Origin of the sequence: Stutzerimonas stutzeri (assembly GCF_013522825.1) — a bacterium.
Lineage (GTDB): Bacteria > Pseudomonadota > Gammaproteobacteria > Pseudomonadales > Pseudomonadaceae > Stutzerimonas > Stutzerimonas stutzeri_AK.
Genome location: NZ_JAAMQZ010000005.1, coordinates 112184 through 129691, shown reverse-complemented (window position 1 = coordinate 129691; position 17508 = coordinate 112184). Strand labels below are relative to the sequence as shown.

The 17508-nt window shown below is 66.2% G+C and carries 20 protein-coding genes; all 20 read left to right on the top strand.

What is annotated here, in order from left to right:
* The first annotated feature begins 14 nt into the window (after positions 1-14).
* The 20 genes from G7020_RS05205 (at position 15) to G7020_RS05110 (ending at position 17443) form a co-directional block, all read left to right on the top strand.
* Positions 15-737, top strand: coding sequence for a beta-ketoacyl synthase chain length factor (locus tag G7020_RS05205; RefSeq protein ID WP_181082921.1), 723 nt, complete (start codon positions 15-17; stop codon positions 735-737).
* On the top strand, positions 713-1522 hold the full coding sequence (locus tag G7020_RS05200; RefSeq protein ID WP_181082874.1) for a lysophospholipid acyltransferase family protein: 810 nt from the start codon (positions 713-715) through the stop codon (positions 1520-1522). Before G7020_RS05205 ends, G7020_RS05200 begins: the two co-directional genes overlap by 25 nt.
* Positions 1503-1766: a phosphopantetheine-binding protein gene (locus G7020_RS05195; protein WP_181082873.1), complete on the top strand. Its 264-nt coding sequence runs from the start codon at positions 1503-1505 to the stop codon at positions 1764-1766. The genes G7020_RS05200 and G7020_RS05195 overlap by 20 nt, the downstream gene beginning before the upstream one ends.
* Before the next feature lie 12 nt (positions 1767-1778).
* Positions 1779-2036: an acyl carrier protein gene (locus G7020_RS05190; protein ID WP_181082872.1), complete on the top strand. Its 258-nt coding sequence runs from the start codon at positions 1779-1781 to the stop codon at positions 2034-2036.
* A gap of 40 nt (positions 2037-2076) precedes the next feature.
* Positions 2077-2643 carry a hypothetical protein gene (locus G7020_RS05185; protein WP_181082871.1) on the top strand — a complete coding sequence of 189 codons (567 nt, stop codon included), beginning with the start codon at positions 2077-2079 and terminating at the stop codon, positions 2641-2643.
* On the top strand, positions 2640-4319 hold the full coding sequence (locus G7020_RS05180; protein WP_181082870.1) for an AMP-binding protein: 1680 nt from the start codon (positions 2640-2642) through the stop codon (positions 4317-4319). The genes G7020_RS05185 and G7020_RS05180 overlap by 4 nt, the downstream gene beginning before the upstream one ends.
* On the top strand, positions 4316-5122 hold the full coding sequence (locus G7020_RS05175; RefSeq protein ID WP_181082869.1) for a glycosyltransferase family 2 protein: 807 nt from the start codon (positions 4316-4318) through the stop codon (positions 5120-5122). Before G7020_RS05180 ends, G7020_RS05175 begins: the two co-directional genes overlap by 4 nt.
* Entirely contained in the window at positions 5119-6072 is a 954-nt protein-coding gene (locus G7020_RS05170; protein WP_181082868.1) for a glycosyl transferase, read from the top strand. Before G7020_RS05175 ends, G7020_RS05170 begins: the two co-directional genes overlap by 4 nt.
* Positions 6053-7600: an HAL/PAL/TAL family ammonia-lyase gene (locus tag G7020_RS05165; protein ID WP_181082867.1), complete on the top strand. Its 1548-nt coding sequence runs from the start codon at positions 6053-6055 to the stop codon at positions 7598-7600. The genes G7020_RS05170 and G7020_RS05165 overlap by 20 nt, the downstream gene beginning before the upstream one ends.
* Before the next feature lie 74 nt (positions 7601-7674).
* The gene (locus tag G7020_RS05160) at positions 7675-8100 is read left to right on the top strand and encodes an acyl-CoA thioesterase (RefSeq protein ID WP_181082866.1); all 426 of its coding nucleotides are present in this window, start codon (positions 7675-7677) and stop codon (positions 8098-8100) included.
* Complete coding sequence (locus tag G7020_RS05155; RefSeq protein WP_181082865.1) at positions 8097-8690, top strand: outer membrane lipoprotein carrier protein LolA; 594 nt, start codon at positions 8097-8099, stop codon at positions 8688-8690. The genes G7020_RS05160 and G7020_RS05155 overlap by 4 nt, the downstream gene beginning before the upstream one ends.
* Complete coding sequence (locus G7020_RS05150; protein ID WP_181082864.1) at positions 8674-11034, top strand: MMPL family transporter; 2361 nt, start codon at positions 8674-8676, stop codon at positions 11032-11034. The genes G7020_RS05155 and G7020_RS05150 overlap by 17 nt, the downstream gene beginning before the upstream one ends.
* Complete coding sequence (locus tag G7020_RS05145; protein ID WP_181082863.1) at positions 11021-12265, top strand: NAD(P)/FAD-dependent oxidoreductase; 1245 nt, start codon at positions 11021-11023, stop codon at positions 12263-12265. Before G7020_RS05150 ends, G7020_RS05145 begins: the two co-directional genes overlap by 14 nt.
* Entirely contained in the window at positions 12252-12758 is a 507-nt protein-coding gene (locus G7020_RS05140) for a hypothetical protein (RefSeq protein WP_336509711.1), read from the top strand. The genes G7020_RS05145 and G7020_RS05140 overlap by 14 nt, the downstream gene beginning before the upstream one ends.
* Entirely contained in the window at positions 12755-13942 is a 1188-nt protein-coding gene (locus G7020_RS05135) for a beta-ketoacyl-[acyl-carrier-protein] synthase family protein (RefSeq protein ID WP_181082862.1), read from the top strand. Before G7020_RS05140 ends, G7020_RS05135 begins: the two co-directional genes overlap by 4 nt.
* The gene (locus G7020_RS05130; protein WP_181082861.1) at positions 13939-14388 is read left to right on the top strand and encodes a hotdog family protein; all 450 of its coding nucleotides are present in this window, start codon (positions 13939-13941) and stop codon (positions 14386-14388) included. The genes G7020_RS05135 and G7020_RS05130 overlap by 4 nt, the downstream gene beginning before the upstream one ends.
* Entirely contained in the window at positions 14385-15113 is a 729-nt protein-coding gene (gene fabG, locus G7020_RS05125) for a 3-oxoacyl-ACP reductase FabG (protein WP_181082860.1), read from the top strand. The genes G7020_RS05130 and fabG overlap by 4 nt, the downstream gene beginning before the upstream one ends.
* Positions 15113-16339 carry a beta-ketoacyl-ACP synthase gene (locus tag G7020_RS05120; protein ID WP_181082859.1) on the top strand — a complete coding sequence of 409 codons (1227 nt, stop codon included), beginning with the start codon at positions 15113-15115 and terminating at the stop codon, positions 16337-16339. The genes fabG and G7020_RS05120 overlap by 1 nt, the downstream gene beginning before the upstream one ends.
* Positions 16340-16482: 143 nt before the next feature.
* Positions 16483-16920: an excinuclease gene (locus G7020_RS05115; RefSeq protein WP_181082858.1), complete on the top strand. Its 438-nt coding sequence runs from the start codon at positions 16483-16485 to the stop codon at positions 16918-16920.
* A 226-nt stretch (positions 16921-17146) separates the two neighbouring features.
* Positions 17147-17443 (top strand): hypothetical protein, encoded by a 297-nt coding sequence (locus G7020_RS05110; RefSeq protein WP_181082857.1) that lies wholly within the window; start codon positions 17147-17149, stop codon positions 17441-17443.
* Positions 17444-17508 lie beyond the last annotated feature (65 nt).

Genomic DNA, 17508 nt, shown 5'->3' with positions numbered 1-17508 from the left:
ACAAGCCGGTGGGCATTCGCGTGATTCAATTCGATATCGATCAATGGCAGGCCTGGGCTCCGGGTCTGGCGAATATTGACGATTGGGCGACCTGGGCTCGCGACCCATGCTGCCTCGAAAATGATGACGAGCCGGACGTCAGCTTTCTGCCGGCCATGCAACGACGGCGCCTGAGCCGCCTGGCGCGCATGGCCTTCGCGGTGGCCACGCCGCTGGCGCAAGGTCAGCCACCGATGCCGCTGGTGTATGCCTCGCGCCACGGTGAAACACCGCGCACCTTCGCCATCCTCAGCGATCTGGCCCGCGAAGAAGCCCTTTCCCCTACGCAATTCAGCCTTTCGGTACACAACGCCATCATCGGCCTGTGGTCGATCCAGCAGGGCGACGGCAGCGAAATGACCGCGCTGGCAGCCGAAGGCGACGGGCTGGAACACGCCATGCTCGAAGCCGGCCTGCTGCTGGCCGAAGGTGCGCCCTCGGTGCTGGTGGTGGTCGCCGAAGACCGGCCACCCGCCGCCTACGGGCCCTGGATCGATGACGTGCCCTTTCCCTATGCCGTGGCGCTGCGCCTCACATCCGGTCAGCGCTGGCGACTGAGCCTTGAAGCGGGCAACGATGAGCAGCAGCCAACCCCCTGGCCCCATGCGCTGGAACTGATCCGCATGCTGATCGACCAGCAACCCCTCCGTCAGCAACAATGGAAGAAACGTCGATGGACCTGGCAGAAGACGCTCTGAATCGGCGCCCCAGCCCGCCGTGGCTGTGGCGCCTGATCGCCACCGGCCTGTCCTTTCTGCTGTTCGGCGTGGGCGGGCTGATCTTGCGGCTGGTGGTGTTCCCGCTGCAGTCCCTACTGCCCGGAGACACCCTGCGCCAGCGTCTGCGTGCCCGCAAGACCGTCAACCGGATGTTCTGGCTGTTCGTCCAGTTCATGTATCGCAGCGGCGTGCTCACCTACCAGATCGAGGGGGTCGAGCGCTTGGGCAGGCCCGGCCAGTTGATCATCGCCAACCACCCTTCGCTGATCGACGTGGTGGTATTGATCGCGCTGATTCGTGATGCCAACTGCGTGGTCAAGCAGAGCCTCTGGGACAACCCCTTCACCCGGGGGCCGATCCGCGCCGCGCAGTACATCAGCAACAACGGCAGCGCAGAAATGCTCGACGAAGCCGCCGAGGCGCTGCAGCAGGGCCAGACATTGATCATCTTCCCCGAAGGCACCCGCACCACGCCGGGCCAGGCGCCGCAGTTTCACCGAGGTGCTGCCGCCATAGCCCTGCGCGGTGCGCGGCTGGTCACGCCCGTGGTGATCAGCGTGACACCGACGACACTGACCAAGGCCGAGCCCTGGTACCGCATTCCGTCACGGCGATTTCATTTTCACTTGCAGGTCGGCGATGATATCGACCCACAGACGTTCGCCTCACGGGGCGCGGCGCCGATCGCTTCGCGGCAACTCAACGACCATCTGCACCGACACTTCATAAAGGAGCTCGCACTCGATGAGCCAACTACAGCTTGAAATCAAGCGCCTGATCATTGATGCCCTGGGTCTGGAAGACCTCACACCGGATGATATCGCAGCCGACCAGCCACTGTTCGGCGAGGGGCTGGGCCTGGACTCCGTGGATGCGCTGGAGCTGGGTCTGGCCATCCAGAAGCGCTTCGGCATCAAGATCGACGCCGACGCCAAGGACACCCGCAAGCACTTCGCCAGCATCGACAGCCTGGCCGAGTATGTCAGCGCCAACCGCGCCGTCGCCTGAGGAGGTCATCACGTGAACAGCCGCAACGAGATTTTCCTGACCCTGCGCGACGCGCTGGTCGAACTGTTGGAGCTGGAGCCCGAGCGCATCAGCCTGGAAGCCAACCTGTATCAGGACCTGGAAATCGACAGCATCGATGCCGTCGACCTGATCGACCATATCAAGCGCCAGACCGGCAAGAAGATCGCCGCCGAGGAGTTCAAATCGGTGCGTACCGTGGGTGATGTGGTCGAGGCGGTGTTCCGCCTGGTCAACGTCGAAACGGTCTGAGCCAGGTACTGGCTCGCCGATCAGCTTTCGGAAGCGACTCATGCGAACAGGCAAAGCGGGCAGTGGCCGGCTGATCGGCCTCGGCCTGCTGCTGGCCGGGCTGCTTTACCCATTCGCCGTCTACCTGGGCATGGAGCACCTGACGCCGCGAATGTTCGCCGCACTGCTCGGCGCACTCTGGCTGGCTCGCGCACTCGGCGCCCGGCAAAGCCCGCTGAGCCGCACGCTGAACATCACCGCACTGCTGTTCTGCCTGGCCTTGGCACTGGCCGACAGCAGCGCCCTGCTGCTGGGCTATCCGGTGCTGATCAACCTGGCCCTGCTCGGCCTGTTCGCCGGCAGCCTCTGCTCCGGCATGCCGATCATCGAGCGCCTGGCACGCCTGCAGGAGCCTGACTTGCCGCCCGCCGCCGTGCGCTATACGCGCAAAGTGACCTGGCTGTGGGTGGGCTTCTTCACAGTCAACGCGAGTATCGCCACGGGCCTTGCGCTCTGGGCGCCGCTGGCCTGGTGGACCCTGTATACCGGGCTGATCGCCTATCTGCTGATGGGGCTGCTGTTCGCCGGTGAATGGCTAGTACGCCAGCGCGTAAGGAAAGCGACATGAATTGGATTGCCTTGCAACACCTCCTCGACCAGACCCCGAACGAGCGCCCGGTCACACTGCAACCGGCGCTCGACCACGCCCAGCTACGCCAGCAGGCCCTGCGTCTGGCCGGCGGGCTGCAGGCCCGTGGCGTGCGCCGTATCGCGGTGCATCTGGAGGATGCCGCCGAGCTGGCCGTGGCCCTGCTGGGCGCCTGGCGTGCCGGCGTGACGGTGCTGCTGCCCGCCGACCTGCAACCGGCCAGCCGCGCCCGCCTGCAAGGCCAGGCCGAACTCTGGCTGACAGACCGCGAAGGCGATACCCGCCTGGACGAACTCTTTGCCGAGCCGCTCGCAGGCGCCGAGCTGGATCTGGACCAGTGCCGGCTGGTGCTCTGCACCTCCGGTTCCAGCGGCGAGCCCAAGCTGATAGACAAGCAACTGCGCCCGCTGGCCAACGAAACGCAAATCCTCGAAGCACAATGGGGCCGCGAGCTGGGCGAAGCCTGCATCATCGGCAGCGTGGTCGCGCAGCACATCTACGGCCTGCTGTTTCGCGTGCTCTGGCCGCTGTGCGCCGGGCGCCTTTTCCTGCGCCGCGCACTACCGTTTCCCGAAGATATCCAGCTGGCCAGCCGCGAGCAGGCGCAGTTCTGCTGGGTAGCCAGCCCGGCGCTGCTCAAGCGCATGGGTGACAACCTCGACTGGCCGGCGCTGCGCAGCGTGCGCCGGGTGTTTTCCTCCGGCGGCCCACTGCCCGCTGAAGCCGCGACGCGCCTGCAACAGCACCTGGGCCAGGCTCCGACGGAAATCTACGGCAGCTCGGAGACTGGCGGCATTGCATGGCGCCAAGGCGGCACGCTCTGGCAGCCCTTCGAAGGCGTCGAGCTGGGCCAGGACGAACAGGGCGCGCTGCGCATCGCCTCGCCCTGCCTGCCGCCCAGCCATGTCGAGCAGACCGCCGACGCCGCCCGAATCGAGGTCGATGGCCGCTTCGAGCTGCTGGGCCGGCTGGATCGCATCGTCAAGCTGGAAGAAAAACGCATCTCCCTGCCCATGCTGGAGAAGGCGCTGGCCGAGCACCCGTTGGTCAGCGAGGCGCGCTTCGGCGTGATCGAGGAAAGCCGCGCCTACCTCGCAGCCCTGGTCGCCCTGAGCGACGACGGTCTGCATGCCCTGCGTAACGGTGGCCGACGCGCGCTGACCGCTACGCTGCGCAAGCACCTGGCCGCGCATTGCGAGGCACTGGCGCTGCCACGCCGCTGGCGGCTGGTGCGGCAACTGCCGTGCAATACCCAGGGCAAGCTGCCCCAGGCGCAACTCGACGCCCTGCTGCTAGCGCCGCGCACCCTGCAACCGGAACGCCTGAATATCAGCCAGACGGATGACCAGTGGCTGCTGGAGTTGGAAATCCCGGTCGATCTGGCCCATTTCAGCGGGCATTTCCCACAGACGCCGGTACTGCCCGGCGTGGTGCAGATCGACTGGGCGATAAGCCTGGCCCGCGAATTCATCTCCGGGCTGCCGCCCTGCTTCAGAGGCATGGAAGTGCTCAAGTTTCAGCAACTCGCCCGCCCCGGCGACCGCCTGCAACTGACGCTGCGCTTCGACCCGGAGCGCAGCAAGCTGCATTTCGCCTACCGCAACGGCGACGCCGCCTGTTCATCGGGACGCATCCTGCTGGGGCAACCAGCATGAGTAGCCTCACTCCACCGGCGCGGCAGCCCGATACCCACCAACAACAGTTGCCGCTGCCCATCGAGGACAATTTCAGGCCCTGCGCCGTGGTACCGGTCTACAACCACGAACGCAGCCTGCCCGAGGTCGTCGCCGCGCTGCTTGCCGAAGAGCTGCCGTGCATCCTGGTCGATGACGCCTCCCGCCCCGAGGCCGCACGGGTGATCGACGAACTGGCCAAGCATCCGCAGGTGCATCGGGTACGCCACGCGCACAACCAGGGCAAGGGCGCGGCGGTCACCAGCGGCCTGCGTGAAGCCGCGCGGCTGGGCTTTACCCACGCGCTGCAGGTGGACGCCGACGGCCAGCATGATCTGGCGGGCCTGGGGCTGTTCCTCGACCGCGCTTGCCAAGCGCCCGACGCCTTGATCTGCGGCTACCCGCAATACGACGACAGCGTGCCCAGGGGCCGCCTCTACGGGCGCTACCTGACCCACGTCTGGGTCTGGATCAACACCCTGTCGCTGTCGATCCGCGATTCCATGTGCGGTTTCCGCGTGTATCCGCTGGCGCCGACGCTGGCCCTGCTCGACTCGGTCGAACTGGGCCGGCGGATGGATTTCGACACCGAGATCCTGGTGCGCCTGCACTGGCGCGAGCAACCCATGGTCTGGCTGCCGACGCGCGTGCATTACCCGGACGACGGCATCTCGCACTTTCGCCTGTGGCACGACAACCTGCTGATCTCGCGCATGCACGCCCGGCTGTTCGGCGGCATGCTGCTGCGCGCGCCGGCGCTGCTGTGGCGGCGGTGGCGCGGATGAGTCAGGCGCCCCAACGCAGCGCGCACTGGGCCGCGCAACGCGAACGTGGCAGTTTCGCCCTGATGAAGCTCACCGTGCGCGTGGTGCGCCTGCTGGGGCGGCGCGCCATGACGCCGCTGCTGTACCTGATCGTGCTGTACTTCTATCTGTTTGGCCGCAACGCCCGCCAGAGCGCCTGGACTTATCAGCGCAATCTGGCGAGCTGGAGTGGCCGCAGCCACCTCGCCCCCCGCGCCGGATCGGTCTATCGGCAATTCATGGCCTTCGCCGATAGCCTGCTGGACAAGGTGGATGTCTGGGGCGGGCGCATCGGCTTCGATCAGCTCGATGTGGATGATCCCCAGAGCATTCGCCCGCTGATCTGGAACGGCGGCCAGCGCGGGCAGATGCTGGTGGGCGCGCACCTGGGTAATCTGGAAGTCTGCCGCGCGCTGGCCGAGATCGGCGGCAAGGTGAAGATGAACATCCTCGTCCACACCCGCCACGCCGAGCGCTTCAATCGCCTGCTGGAAGATTCGGGGGCGAACAACCTGCGTCTGATTCAGGTCAGCGAGCTGGACCCGGCGGTCATGCTGGAGTTGTCGCGCCGGCTGGATGCGGGAGAATGGCTGGCGATTGCCGGCGACCGCGTGCCGCTGCACGGCGCGCGCACCGCCACCGTGGACTTCCTCGGCCAGCCGGCGGCCTTTCCGCAGGGGCCGTGGCTGCTGGCCGGCTTGCTGGAATGCCCGGTCAACCTGCTGTTCTGCCTGAAGCATAGCCAGCGCTACCGGATTCAGCTCGCGCCCTTCGCCGAGCGTATCGAATGGCGCCGCCGCGAGCGCGACGCCATCGTGGCGCAATGGGTGCAACGCTATGCCGATGAGCTGGCGGCACGCTGCCTGCAGGCGCCGCTGCAATGGTTCAATTTCTACCCTTTCTGGACTACCCATGACCCACGCGACACCTGAGCCCGTTATCTTTGGCGAAAACCACCTGAGCATCGAGGATGTGCTGGCCGTGGCCGAGCGCCGCGCGCCCGCACAGCTGCAGGCCGACGCCGCGTTTCGCCGGCACATCGCCCGTGGCGCGCAGTTTCTCGACACCCTGCTCGACCGCGAAGGGGTGATCTATGGCGTGACCACCGGCTACGGCGACTCCTGCGTGGTGGCGGTGCCGCTGCATCAGGTCGAGGCACTGCCGCAGCACCTGTTCACCTTCCACGGCTGCGGCCTGGGCAAGCTGCTGGATGCCGAAGCGACCCGCGCCGTGCTCGCCGCGCGGCTGCGCTCACTGACCCACGGCATGTCCGGCGTGCGCATCGAACTGCTCGACCGCCTGCAGGCCTTTCTCGAACACGACATCCTGCCGCTGATTCCCGAAGAGGGCTCGGTGGGCGCCAGCGGCGACCTGACGCCGCTGTCCTATGTGGCCGCGACGCTGACAGGCGAACGCGAGGTGATGTACCAGGGCGAGCGCCGCAGCGCCGCCGAAGTGCACCGCCAGCTGGGCTGGACGCCGCTGACCCTGCGGCCCAAGGAAGCCCTGGCGCTGATGAACGGCACAGCGGTGATGACCGGTTTGGCCTGCCTGGCCTATGCCCGCGCCGATTACCTGCTCAAGCTGGCCACGCGCATCACCGCACTCAACGTGGTGGCGCTGGAAGGCAACCCCGAGCATTTCGACGAGCGCCTGTTCGCCGCCAAGCCGCATCCCGGCCAGAACCAGGTCGCCGCCTGGATTCGCCAGGACCTGGCGATCGATGCGCCAACCGCATCGCTCCATCGTTTACAGGACCGCTACTCCATCCGCTGCGCACCGCATGTGCTTGGCGTCCTGGCCGACAGCCTGGGCCTGCTGCGCCAGTTCATTGAGACCGAACTGAACAGCGCCAACGACAATCCCATCATCGATGCGGAAAACGAGCGCGTGCTGCACGGCGGGCATTTCTATGGCGGCCACATCGCCTTCGCCATGGACAGCCTGAAGAACCTGGTGGGCAACGTCGCCGACCTGCTCGACCGCCAGCTCGCGCTGCTGGTCGATACCCGCTACAACCATGGCCTGCCGAGCAACCTTTCCGGCGCGCCGACGGCCACCGCGATGATCAACCACGGCTTCAAGGCGGTGCAGATCGGCGCCAGCGCCTGGACCGCCGAGGCCCTGAAGAACACCCTGCCGGCCAGCGTCTTCTCGCGCTCCACCGAATGCCACAACCAGGACAAGGTCAGCATGGGCACCATCGCCGCCCGCGATGCGCTGCGCAGCCTGGAGCTGACCGAGCAGGTGGCCGCAGCCACGCTGATCGCAGCGAACCAGGGTGTCTGGCTGCGCCAGCGTGACGAACAGGCGCGGCCGTTGCCCGCGCCGCTGCGCGAGATGCATGCCCAGCTGGGCAAGGACTTCCCGCCGCTGATCGAGGACCGCGCGCTGGAGGGCGAGCTGCGCCTGTGTCTGCAACGTATCCGTGACCGGCATTGGGGGTTGTATGACTTGTAGGAGCGGGCCATGTCCGCGATGCTTTTGCGTTGTGCCGTTCGCGGGCGTGGCCCGCGCCTACCAGGAGCCTCGTCATGCGTAAGACTGGCGTATTGCAGGCCGAGGTGGAAATCCTCGTGCCCTTCTTCGACGTCGACTCGATGGACGTGGTCTGGCACGGCCATTACATCAAGTACTTCGAAGTGGCGCGCTGCGCCCTGCTCGAGCGCATCGGCCACAACTACCTGCAGATGCGCGAGGCCGGCTATGCCTGGCCGGTGATCGACGTGCAGCTGCGCTACATGCGCGGCGCACGTTTCAACCAGCGCATCATCGTGCGCGCCGACCTCGTCGAGTGGGAGAACCGCCTGAAGATCAACTACCTGATCAACGATGCCGAGACCGGCGAGCGCATGACCCGTGGCAGCACGGTGCAGGTCGCGGTGGAAATCGCCAGCCGCGAGATGCAGCTGGCCTCGCCGAAGGTCTTCGTCGAAGCCGTCGAGCAGGCGCTGGCATGATCCGGCGGCTGCTTCTTGTGCTGTGCCTGCTACAGGCAGCGCACGTCCATGCTTTCGATCTGGCGCAGCTCAGCCAGCAACTGCGCGAGCCGGTAGTGATCCGTGGCCAGTTCGTTCAGGAAAAACACCTGCGCGCCCTGCCCCTGCCGCTGGTCAGCCGTGGCCAGTTCGTGCTGGCCCGCGACCACGGCCTGCTCTGGCTGCTCCAGGCGCCCCTGCAGCAGGATTACCGCATCACTGACGCGGGCATCGCCCAGCGAACGGACAGCGGCTGGCAGGCAGCCACCCAGCAGGGCGCGACGGAGCGTCAGAACGAGCTGTTCCTGGCCGTGCTCGGCGGCGATGCCGAGGCGCTGCAACGTGACTTCAACCTCGATCTGCAGGGCAGCAGCGATGCCTGGACACTGACCCTGACACCACACGCCAAGCTGTTGCAGCAGATATTCACCGCCATCCACATCCAGGGCAGCGCCACCGCCGAGCGTATCGAACTGCGGGAAACCCAGGGCGACAGCACCCTGTTGCTGTTGGAAAGCCTACAGGTCGATGACCAGCTGAGCCCGATCGAGCAGCATGACTTCACCTACTGACGAGGCGCTCAGGCTGCCACGTCTGATCCCTATCCTGTTCGCCGTCGCCCTGCTCGGGCTGGTCGGCCTGACCGCCTGGCAATGGCGCGACGGCCCGCCGGTCACCGCCAACCTGCTGCAGCTGCTGCCCAGCGGCACGCCGGGCGAGCTGGAACAGCGGGCCGAAGCACGCATGCAGGAGCCGCTGAACCGCGACCTGATGCTGCTGGTGCGCCATGCCGACACAGCAACCGCCGCCACGCTGGTCGACGAGATCAGCGACACGCTGGAGGCCAGCGGCCTGTTTGCCCAGGTGCGGCACTCCGTAGACGCCGATCTCTCGGAAATCCGCCAACAGTTGCTCGCCCAGCGTCTGGCGCTGCTCGACACGGCAAGCCGTGAAGCACTGATCGCAGGGCCCGATGCCTTCATCCAGCAACGCCTGCAACGCCTGTACAACCCCTTCGAGGGCAGCGGACTGGTGCCCGTCGAGCAGGACTGGTTCGGCATCGCCGACCTGGCGCAACGGCAGCTGCCGCAACCGGGCAATGTCCGGGCCGGGCCGGATGCGCAACTGCTGGCCGAATACCAGGGCCAGCGCTGGGCCGTGATCCATGCGCAGACTCACGGCGACGCCTTTGACGAACGCCTGCCGCTGCAGGTCGAGAAACTGGTGAGCGATATCCGCCTGCAGGTCGAAACCGCCCAGGGCGAACTGCTTGCCGCCGGCGGGCTGCTTCATGCCGCTCACGGACAGCGCCAGGCGCGGGAGGAAGCCAGCCTGATCGGCAGCCTCTCCCTGCTCGCCACCCTCGCTCTGCTGCTGGTGCTGTTTCGCACTCCGCGTGTGCTGCTGATCGTGCTGCCGGTGGCGGTAGGCGCGCTCAGCGGCGCGGCGGCCTGCATCGCGCTGTTCGGTCAGATCCATGTACTGACGCTGGTGCTGGGCGCGAGCCTGGTGGGTGTGAGCATCGACTTTCCGCTGCACTACCTGTCCAAGAGCTGGACCCTGCAACCCTGGAACGGTCATCTGGCGCTGCGCCTGACGCTGCCGGGGCTGGTGCTGGCGTTGCTCACCAACGTCATCGGCTACCTGGCGATGGCCTTCACGCCATTCCCGGCACTGGGCCAGGTGGCGGTGTTTTCCGCCGCCGGGCTGACCGGCGCCTTTGCCTGCGCCACCTGCCTGCTGCCCTGGCTATTGCGCGCGCCGTTGCGGCCCTGGCCGGCGCCGCTGGGCTGGGCCGAACGCGCGTTGCGTCTGCGCCAGACGTTACTGGGGCGCATCGCCACGCCCTGGCTGCTGGCCGCCTTCGCCCTGTACTGCGCCTTCGGCGTGCCGCACGTCTCGTTCACCGACGATCTGCGCCAGTGGGTCAGCCGCGCCCCGGTCTTGCAGCAGCAGGCCCAGCGCATCGGCGAGATCAGTGGTTTCCAGCCCACCAGCCAGTATTTTCTGGTGCGGGCGGCAACGTCCGACGAGCTGCTGGCAAGCCAGCAAGCCCTGAGCAGCCGCCTCGATGAGCAGGTGGCCGAAGGCAAACTCTCGGGCTACCTGGCGCTCAGCCAGATCGCCGCGCCCGCCACCGCGCAGAAGAGTCTGCAACTGGCCCTGCCGCATCTGCTCGCAGCCGGCACGCCGCTACTGGCACTGGGCGTGGGTCCCGAGCGGCTGGAGGCGGAACTGGTTGCGTTGCAGACACAGCCGATTGCCGAGCTGGAACAGGTCCTGGCCGGCCCGCTGGGCGAGCCCTGGCGCCCGCTCTGGCTGGGCCGTCAGGACGATGGTTCCGTGGCCGGTCTGATCAGCCTGCAGGGGTTGAAGGACAGTGCCATCCTGGCGGGACTGGCCGAGGACCTTGACGGTGTCGACCTGATCGACCGTCCCGCCGAGCTGAACCGCCTGTTCGCCGAAACCAAGACCCAGGCCGCCGCGCTCAAGCTGGTCGCCGCCGGGCTGATCCTCATCCTGCTCTGCCTGCCCTTCGGCTGGCGTGGCGCCGCGCGCTGCCTGGCCGTGCCGTTGCTGGCCGCCCTCGGCAGCCTGGCCAGCCTCGGCTGGCTGGGCCAGTCGCTGACCCTGTTCGGCCTGTTCGGTTTGCTGCTGGTCACCGCCATCGGCGTCGACTACGCCATCCTGATGCGTGAGCAGGTCGGTGGCGCCGCCGTAAGCCTGGTCGGTACGCTACTGGCCGCCGTCACCACCTGGCTGTCGTTCGGTCTGCTGGCGCTGTCGAGCACACCGGCGGTGAGCAATTTCGGCCTGGCCGTGAGCCTCGGCCTGCTGTTCAGTTTCCTGCTGGCGCCCTGGGCCAGCCCATCGCAACCCCAACCAAAGGCAAGGAGCCAGTATGGCGCCGCTTGATTCGCAACAACATGAAGTCGTGATTATCGGTGCTGGTCCTTCCGGCTCCATCGCCGGCGCGCTGCTCAAGCGCAAGGGCCATAAGGTGCTGATTCTGGAACGCCAGCGCTTCCCGCGCTTTTCCATCGGCGAGAGCCTGCTGTCGCACTGCCTGGACTTCATCGAGGAAGCGGGCATGCTCGAAGCGGTGCAGGCCGCCGGCTTCCAGACCAAGCACGGTGCAGCCTTCGGCTGGGGCGAGCGCTACACCGAATTCGATTTTCGCGACAAGTTCACCGAGGGCCACGGCAGCACCTATCAGGTGCAGCGTGCCGATTTCGACAAGCTGCTGGCCGACCAGGCCGAACTGCAGGGTGTGGAAATCCGTTACGAGGAAGAGATCATCGCGGCGGATTTCGCCGGCGCTCGCCCGCGCCTGCAGGTGCGCCGCAATGACGGCAGCGACTATCACATCGAAGCGGCCTTCGTCCTCGACGCCAGCGGTTATGGCCGTGTACTGCCACGCCTGCTGGACCTGGAAGCGCCTTCGAGTTTCCCGGTGCGCCGCGCGGTATTCACCCACATCGAGGATCGCATCGACGACCCGCAGTTCGACCGCGAGAAGATCCTCATCACCACCCATCCTGAGCTGCGTGACGTCTGGTACTGGACCATCCCCTTCAGCAACGGGCGCTGCTCCCTCGGCGTGGTCGCCAGCGCCGAGCGCTACGAGGATCGCCCGCTGGATCTGGATGCCTGCCTCAAGGAGTTCGTCCATGAAGCGCCGAACCTCAGACGCATCCTCAAGAACGCCGAGTGGGATACCCCGGCACGGCTGATCGGCGGCTACTCGGCCAACGTCAAGGCGCTGCACGGCCCCGGCTTCGCCCTGCTGGGCAACGCGGCGGAATTTCTCGACCCGGTGTTTTCCTCCGGCGTGACCATCGCCATGCGCTCGTCGAGCATGGCCGCCGCCACGCTGCATCGCCAGCTCTCGGGCGAGACGGTGGATTGGGAGAGCGAGTTCGCCATCCCGCTCAAGCGCGGCGTGGATACCTTCCGGACCTATGTCGAGGGTTGGTACGATTGCAGCTTCCAGGACGTCATCTACTACGAACACGCCCAGCCGGAGATCCGCCGGATGATCAGCTCGATCCTCGCCGGCTATGCCTGGGACGAAAAAAATCCTTATGTCGCCGAATCCAAGCGCCGCCTGCGGGTACTGGCCGAACTCTGCCGTGGCGAGCGATAAGCCCTTTGGCCTCGCCTGGCTGGCGCTGCTGCTCCTGCTGAGCGGCTGCGCCAACCCGTTGCCGCTGCCCAGCGAACAGCCGCGCCTGCAATTGCCGATGCAACTGCATATCCAGCAACGCAGCGCCGACGGCAGTCATGACCAGTTGCTGGTGATCCAGCAAGAACCTCAGGCTCTGCGCTGGACGCTGCTGACCCCGCTGGGCACGCCGCTGGCGCGGCAGTTGCTGGTCGATGATCAGTGGCAGGCGGATGGCCTGCTGCCGCCCAATCCCCAGGCCCGCGCGCTGTTCGCCGCGCTGCTGTTCGCGCTCACCCCCAATGACCAGCTGGAACGCCTGTATGCCGGGCAGGACTGGAGCCGGCAGGCTGATACGCGTCGGCTGACTCACTGGCAGGTTCGCTACGCACGGGAGGGCCGCTTTCAGCTCGACGCGGGCGGCGGGCTGTCCTATGGTGTCGCCCCCCTCGACGACGGAGCCCGACCACGATGAGCGCCTACCTCAACGCCCTCGGCGTGATCTGCGCGCTGGGCCGCGGCAAGGCCGAGGTGGCCCGGCGACTGCTGCAGGGCGATGGCTCGGGCATGCGCCCCTGGCCGGTTCTGGTCGCTGGGCGCAGCTTGCCGGTCGGTGCAATCAGTGCCGAGCTGCCATCACTAAGCGATGCCACCCTGCGCGATGCGACACGCAACAATCGCCTGCTGCTGGCTGCCGTCGAGGAAATCCTGGAGGAAATCACCGAGGCTATCGAGCGCTTCGGCCCGGCGCGGATCGGCGTAGTGCTGGGCACCAGCACTACCGGCATCCAGGAAGCCTCTCAAGGCATTGCCGGCCTGATTCGCGACGGGCAGCTGCCGCCCAGCTATCACTACGGCCACCAGGAACTTTCGGCGCCGGCGAGCTTTCTCAGCGAGCGCCTGGGGCTTGCCGGCCCCAGCTATTGCATCTCCACCGCCTGCACCTCCGGGGCGCGCGCCTTGCAGAGCGCGAAACGGCTGCTGGACGCGGGCATTTGCGATGCGGTGCTGTGCGGTGGTGTCGATAGCCTCTGCGACCTGACTCTGCAAGGTTTCAGCGCCCTGGAGGCGACCAGCACATGCATCTGCAATCCGTTTTCAGCCAACCGCGACGGCATCAATATCGGCGAGGCGGCAGCGCTGTTCCTGATGACCCGCGAGCCTGCACCCATCGCCCTGCTCGGCGCTGGCGCCAGTTCCGACGCCCATCATATTTCCGCCCCCGACCCCGCAGGCCGGGGCGCCATCGAAGCGATGCACAAAGCGCTGGCCAACGCTGAAACCCCAGCGCAAAGCATCGGTTACCTCAACCTGCACGGCACCGCCACGGCGCACAACGACGCCATGGAAAGCCGCGCCGTCGAGGCGGTGTTTCCCAAAGGCGTGCCCTGCTCATCGAGCAAGCCGCTCACCGGCCACACGCTGGGCGCGGCTGGAGCGCTGGAAGCGGCGTTCTGCTGGCTGACGCTGTCCGGATTCAATGTCGCGCAACAGTTGCCGCCCCACCTCTGGGACGGCCAGCAGGACCCCGACCTTCCCGCGCTGGAGCTGGTCGCCGCTGGCACACCGTTGCGTGTCGAGCGCCCACGGCTGATGATGAGCAACTCCTTCGCTTTCGGCGGCAACAACATCAGCCTGATCCTGGGAGAGACACCATGATCGCCTGGCCGATTGCCGAGCTGTTGCCCCATGCGGGCGACATGATCCTGCTCGATGGCGTCGAGTCGTTCGATGAGGACAGCGTGACGACCCGCCTGACAGTACGCCCCGGCCTGCTGAGCCAACCCGACGGCGGCCTGCCGGCCTGGGTCGGCATCGAGATCATGGCGCAGAGCGTCGCCGCCTTCGCCGGTTGCCAGGGGCGCCGGGCCGGCCTGCCGGTGGAACTGGGCTTTCTGCTCGGCACCCGCAACTATCAGTGCAACGTCGAAGCCTTCCCGCCCGGCAGCGAACTGCGCATTCGCGCCAGTCGCTCGCTGCAGGACGACAGCGGCATGGGTGTTTTCGAATGCCATCTCGACGGCCCCGGCATCCATGCCGAGGCCCGTCTCAATGTGTTCCGCCCGCCCGAAGTGGCGCGCTATCTGGAAGAAACCCGTTCATGAGCGAAACCATCCTGGTCACCGGCTCCAGCCGTGGCATTGGCCGCGCCATCGCCCTGCGTCTGGCCCGCGCCGGCCACGATATCGTCCTGCACTGCCGCGCCCGCCGCGATGAAGCCGAAGCCGTTCAGTCAGACATCCAGGCGCTGGGGCGCCAGGCGCGCATCCTGCAATTCGACATTGCCGACCGCGCCACCTGCCGCGAGCAGCTGGAAGCCGATATCGAGGCCCATGGCGCCTATTACGGCGTGGTCTGTAACGCCGGCCTGACTCGCGACGCGGCCTTTCCGGCGCTGACCGACGAGGACTGGGACCAGGTGCTGCGTACCAACCTGGACGGTTTCTACAACGTCCTGCAGCCACTGACCATGCCGATGATCCGCCGCCGCCAGCCGGGGCGCATCGTCTGCATCACCTCCGTGTCGGGCATGATCGGCAATCGCGGCCAGGTCAACTACAGTGCTTCGAAGGCCGGGGTAATCGGCGCGGCCAAGGCGCTGGCAGTGGAGTTGGGCAAACGCCGGATCACCGTCAACTGTGTTGCGCCGGGGCTGATCGACACCGAAATGCTCGACAAAGACCTGCCCATCGAGGAGATGCTCAAGATGATTCCCGCACAACGCATGGGCACGCCCGATGAAGTCGCCGCTGCGGTCAATTTCCTGATGTCGCCAGAGGCCAGCTACATCACGCGCCAGGTGCTGGCCGTCAACGGCGGGCTGTGCTGATGAAACGTGTGGTCGTCACCGGCATGGCCGGCATCACTTCCCTGGGCAGCGACTGGGCCGGCATCGAAGCCAACTTCAGCGCCAACCGCAGTGGCATCCGGCGTATGGACGAGTGGGATCGCTTCAGCGAACTCAATACGCGCCTGGCCGGGCCGGTGGATGACTTCGCCGTACCCGCGCACTGGACGCGCAAGCAGTTGCGCAGCATGGGCCGTGTCTCGCGCCTGTCGGTCAAGGCCGCCGAGCAGGCCTTGCAGCACGCCGGCCTGCTCGACGACAACAGCATCCGCGATGGCCGCATGGGCGTCGCCTGTGGCTCGTCCACCGGCAGCACCGAGGAGATCAAGGCCTTCGGCAACATGCTGCTCAACTCGGTGGCCGACGGGCTGAATGCCAACTCCTACATCCGCATGATGCCGCACACCACTGCGGCCAACATCAGCATCTTCTTCGGCCTGACCGGCCGGGTGATCCCCACCTCCAGCGCTTGCACCAGCGGCAGCCAGGGCATCGGCTACGCCTATGAAGCGATCAAGTTCGGCCGCCTGCCGATGATGCTCGCCGGTGGTGCCGAGGAGCTGTGCGCCACCGAGGCCATGGTCTTCGACGCGCTCTATGCCACCAGCCTGAAGAACGACGCGCCGCACACCTCGCCGCGTCCCTACGACAGCGGCCGCGACGGCCTGGTGATCGGCGAAGGCGCCGGCATGCTGGTGCTCGAAGAACTGGAACACGCCCTCGCGCGCGGCGCCACCATTCATGCCGAGCTGATGGGCTTCGGCAGCAATGCCGACGGCTGCCATGCCACCAAGCCCGAACAGGCCACCATGCGCCGCGCCATGGAGCTGGCGCTGGAAGATGCCGGCCTGGCACCGGAGGCCATCGGCTACGTCAACGGCCACGGCACCGCCACAGAACAGGGCGACATCGCCGAAACCCAGGCGACCCAGGCGCTGTTCGGCTCGCGCATGCCAATCAGCTCGCAGAAGAGTTACCTCGGTCACACCCTGGGCGCCTGTGGCGCGCTGGAATCCTGGTTCAGCATCGAGATGCTGAACCAGGATCGCTATATTCATACACTGAACCTCGACAGCATCGACCCGCGCTGTGGCGAGCTGGATTACCTGGTCGGCGCGCCGCGCAACATGCAGCATGAATACGTGATGAACAACAATTTCGCCTTTGGCGGGATCAATACCTCGCTGATCTTCCGCCGTTGGTCCTGATTGAAAACGTTGGCGAGGCAGGCAAGACAAGGCAAAAACGGCTGAAGAAGCGGAGTTTAGTTTCTAAATGAGCTTTCTGAGGCCGTTTTTAACGCAGTATTGCCAACGCAGGTAGTTTTCCAAACACCGCAAGGAGATGAACAATGAAAAAAACCACATGGATCAGCGCGGCACTCGTGCTCTGCGCCCTGCCCGGCATCAGCCAGGCGCGCGATACCACCCATTACCTGCCCTTCGATGAAGTCGTGGCCGAAGCCACCGCGGCGGGCCGGCTGGATGGCAGCGTGAAGTTCTACCTCGCCAAGCGTCCAGCGGGTGCGCAGATCGTGCGCAGCGGCGTGACCACCAGCAAGAAAACCAATGCCTTCAACAAGACTGACGAAGCCGCCTGCAGCTGGGCCCTGCAGTCCGCGCTGATCGGCCTGGAAAAATCAGCCAAGGCCGCTGGCGCAAACGCCGTAGTGGACATCGTCAGCAACTACAAACACGTCGAGTACAAGGACAGCAGCAAGTACGAGTGTCACGCCGGTGCAGTCATGGCGGGCGTCGCCCTCAAGGCGAACTTTGCCAAGGTGAAGTAAGCAGCGAAGCAGCTGTGCAGGGCGGATCGCGTTTCAGCGATCCACTGGCGCAGTCATGGTGGATGCAGGAGGCGGCATCCCCTATGACTGCTTTGCCAAATTAGAGTAAACGCCCTGCTCCTCGGCTCCCGACCGTCGGGCAGGCCCCTGGCAAGCCGACATCCCTCGAACGAACAAGTGGACCCGCGAGTCAACAGAGCAGAGCCCAATCCCTTTGGAGACTGCCATGTTCGGAACCAAACCGTCCCACAAGTTCGAAGTGAACTACATCTTCCAGAACGATCCGCGCTCGCAGATCATCGAATCGGACGGGGACAGCCTTTCCCAAGGCGAGGCGGCCCGGCGCCTGATCGAACACCACAACGCCGATGCCGAGAACAGCCTGGTCATGCCCGATGCACAAGCCGACGAAACCGAGCTGCTGCGCCAGGCCGAGGTCGTGGGAATCACCGACATCCGGGTGACCCAGCTGGTGCATGAGCATGAGGCCGGCACCACCCCAGGTCATTATCAGCAGCCTTAGCGAGGCTGGAGGCTGGAGGCTGGAGGCTGGAGGCTGGAGGCTGGAGGCTGGAGGCTGGAGGCTGG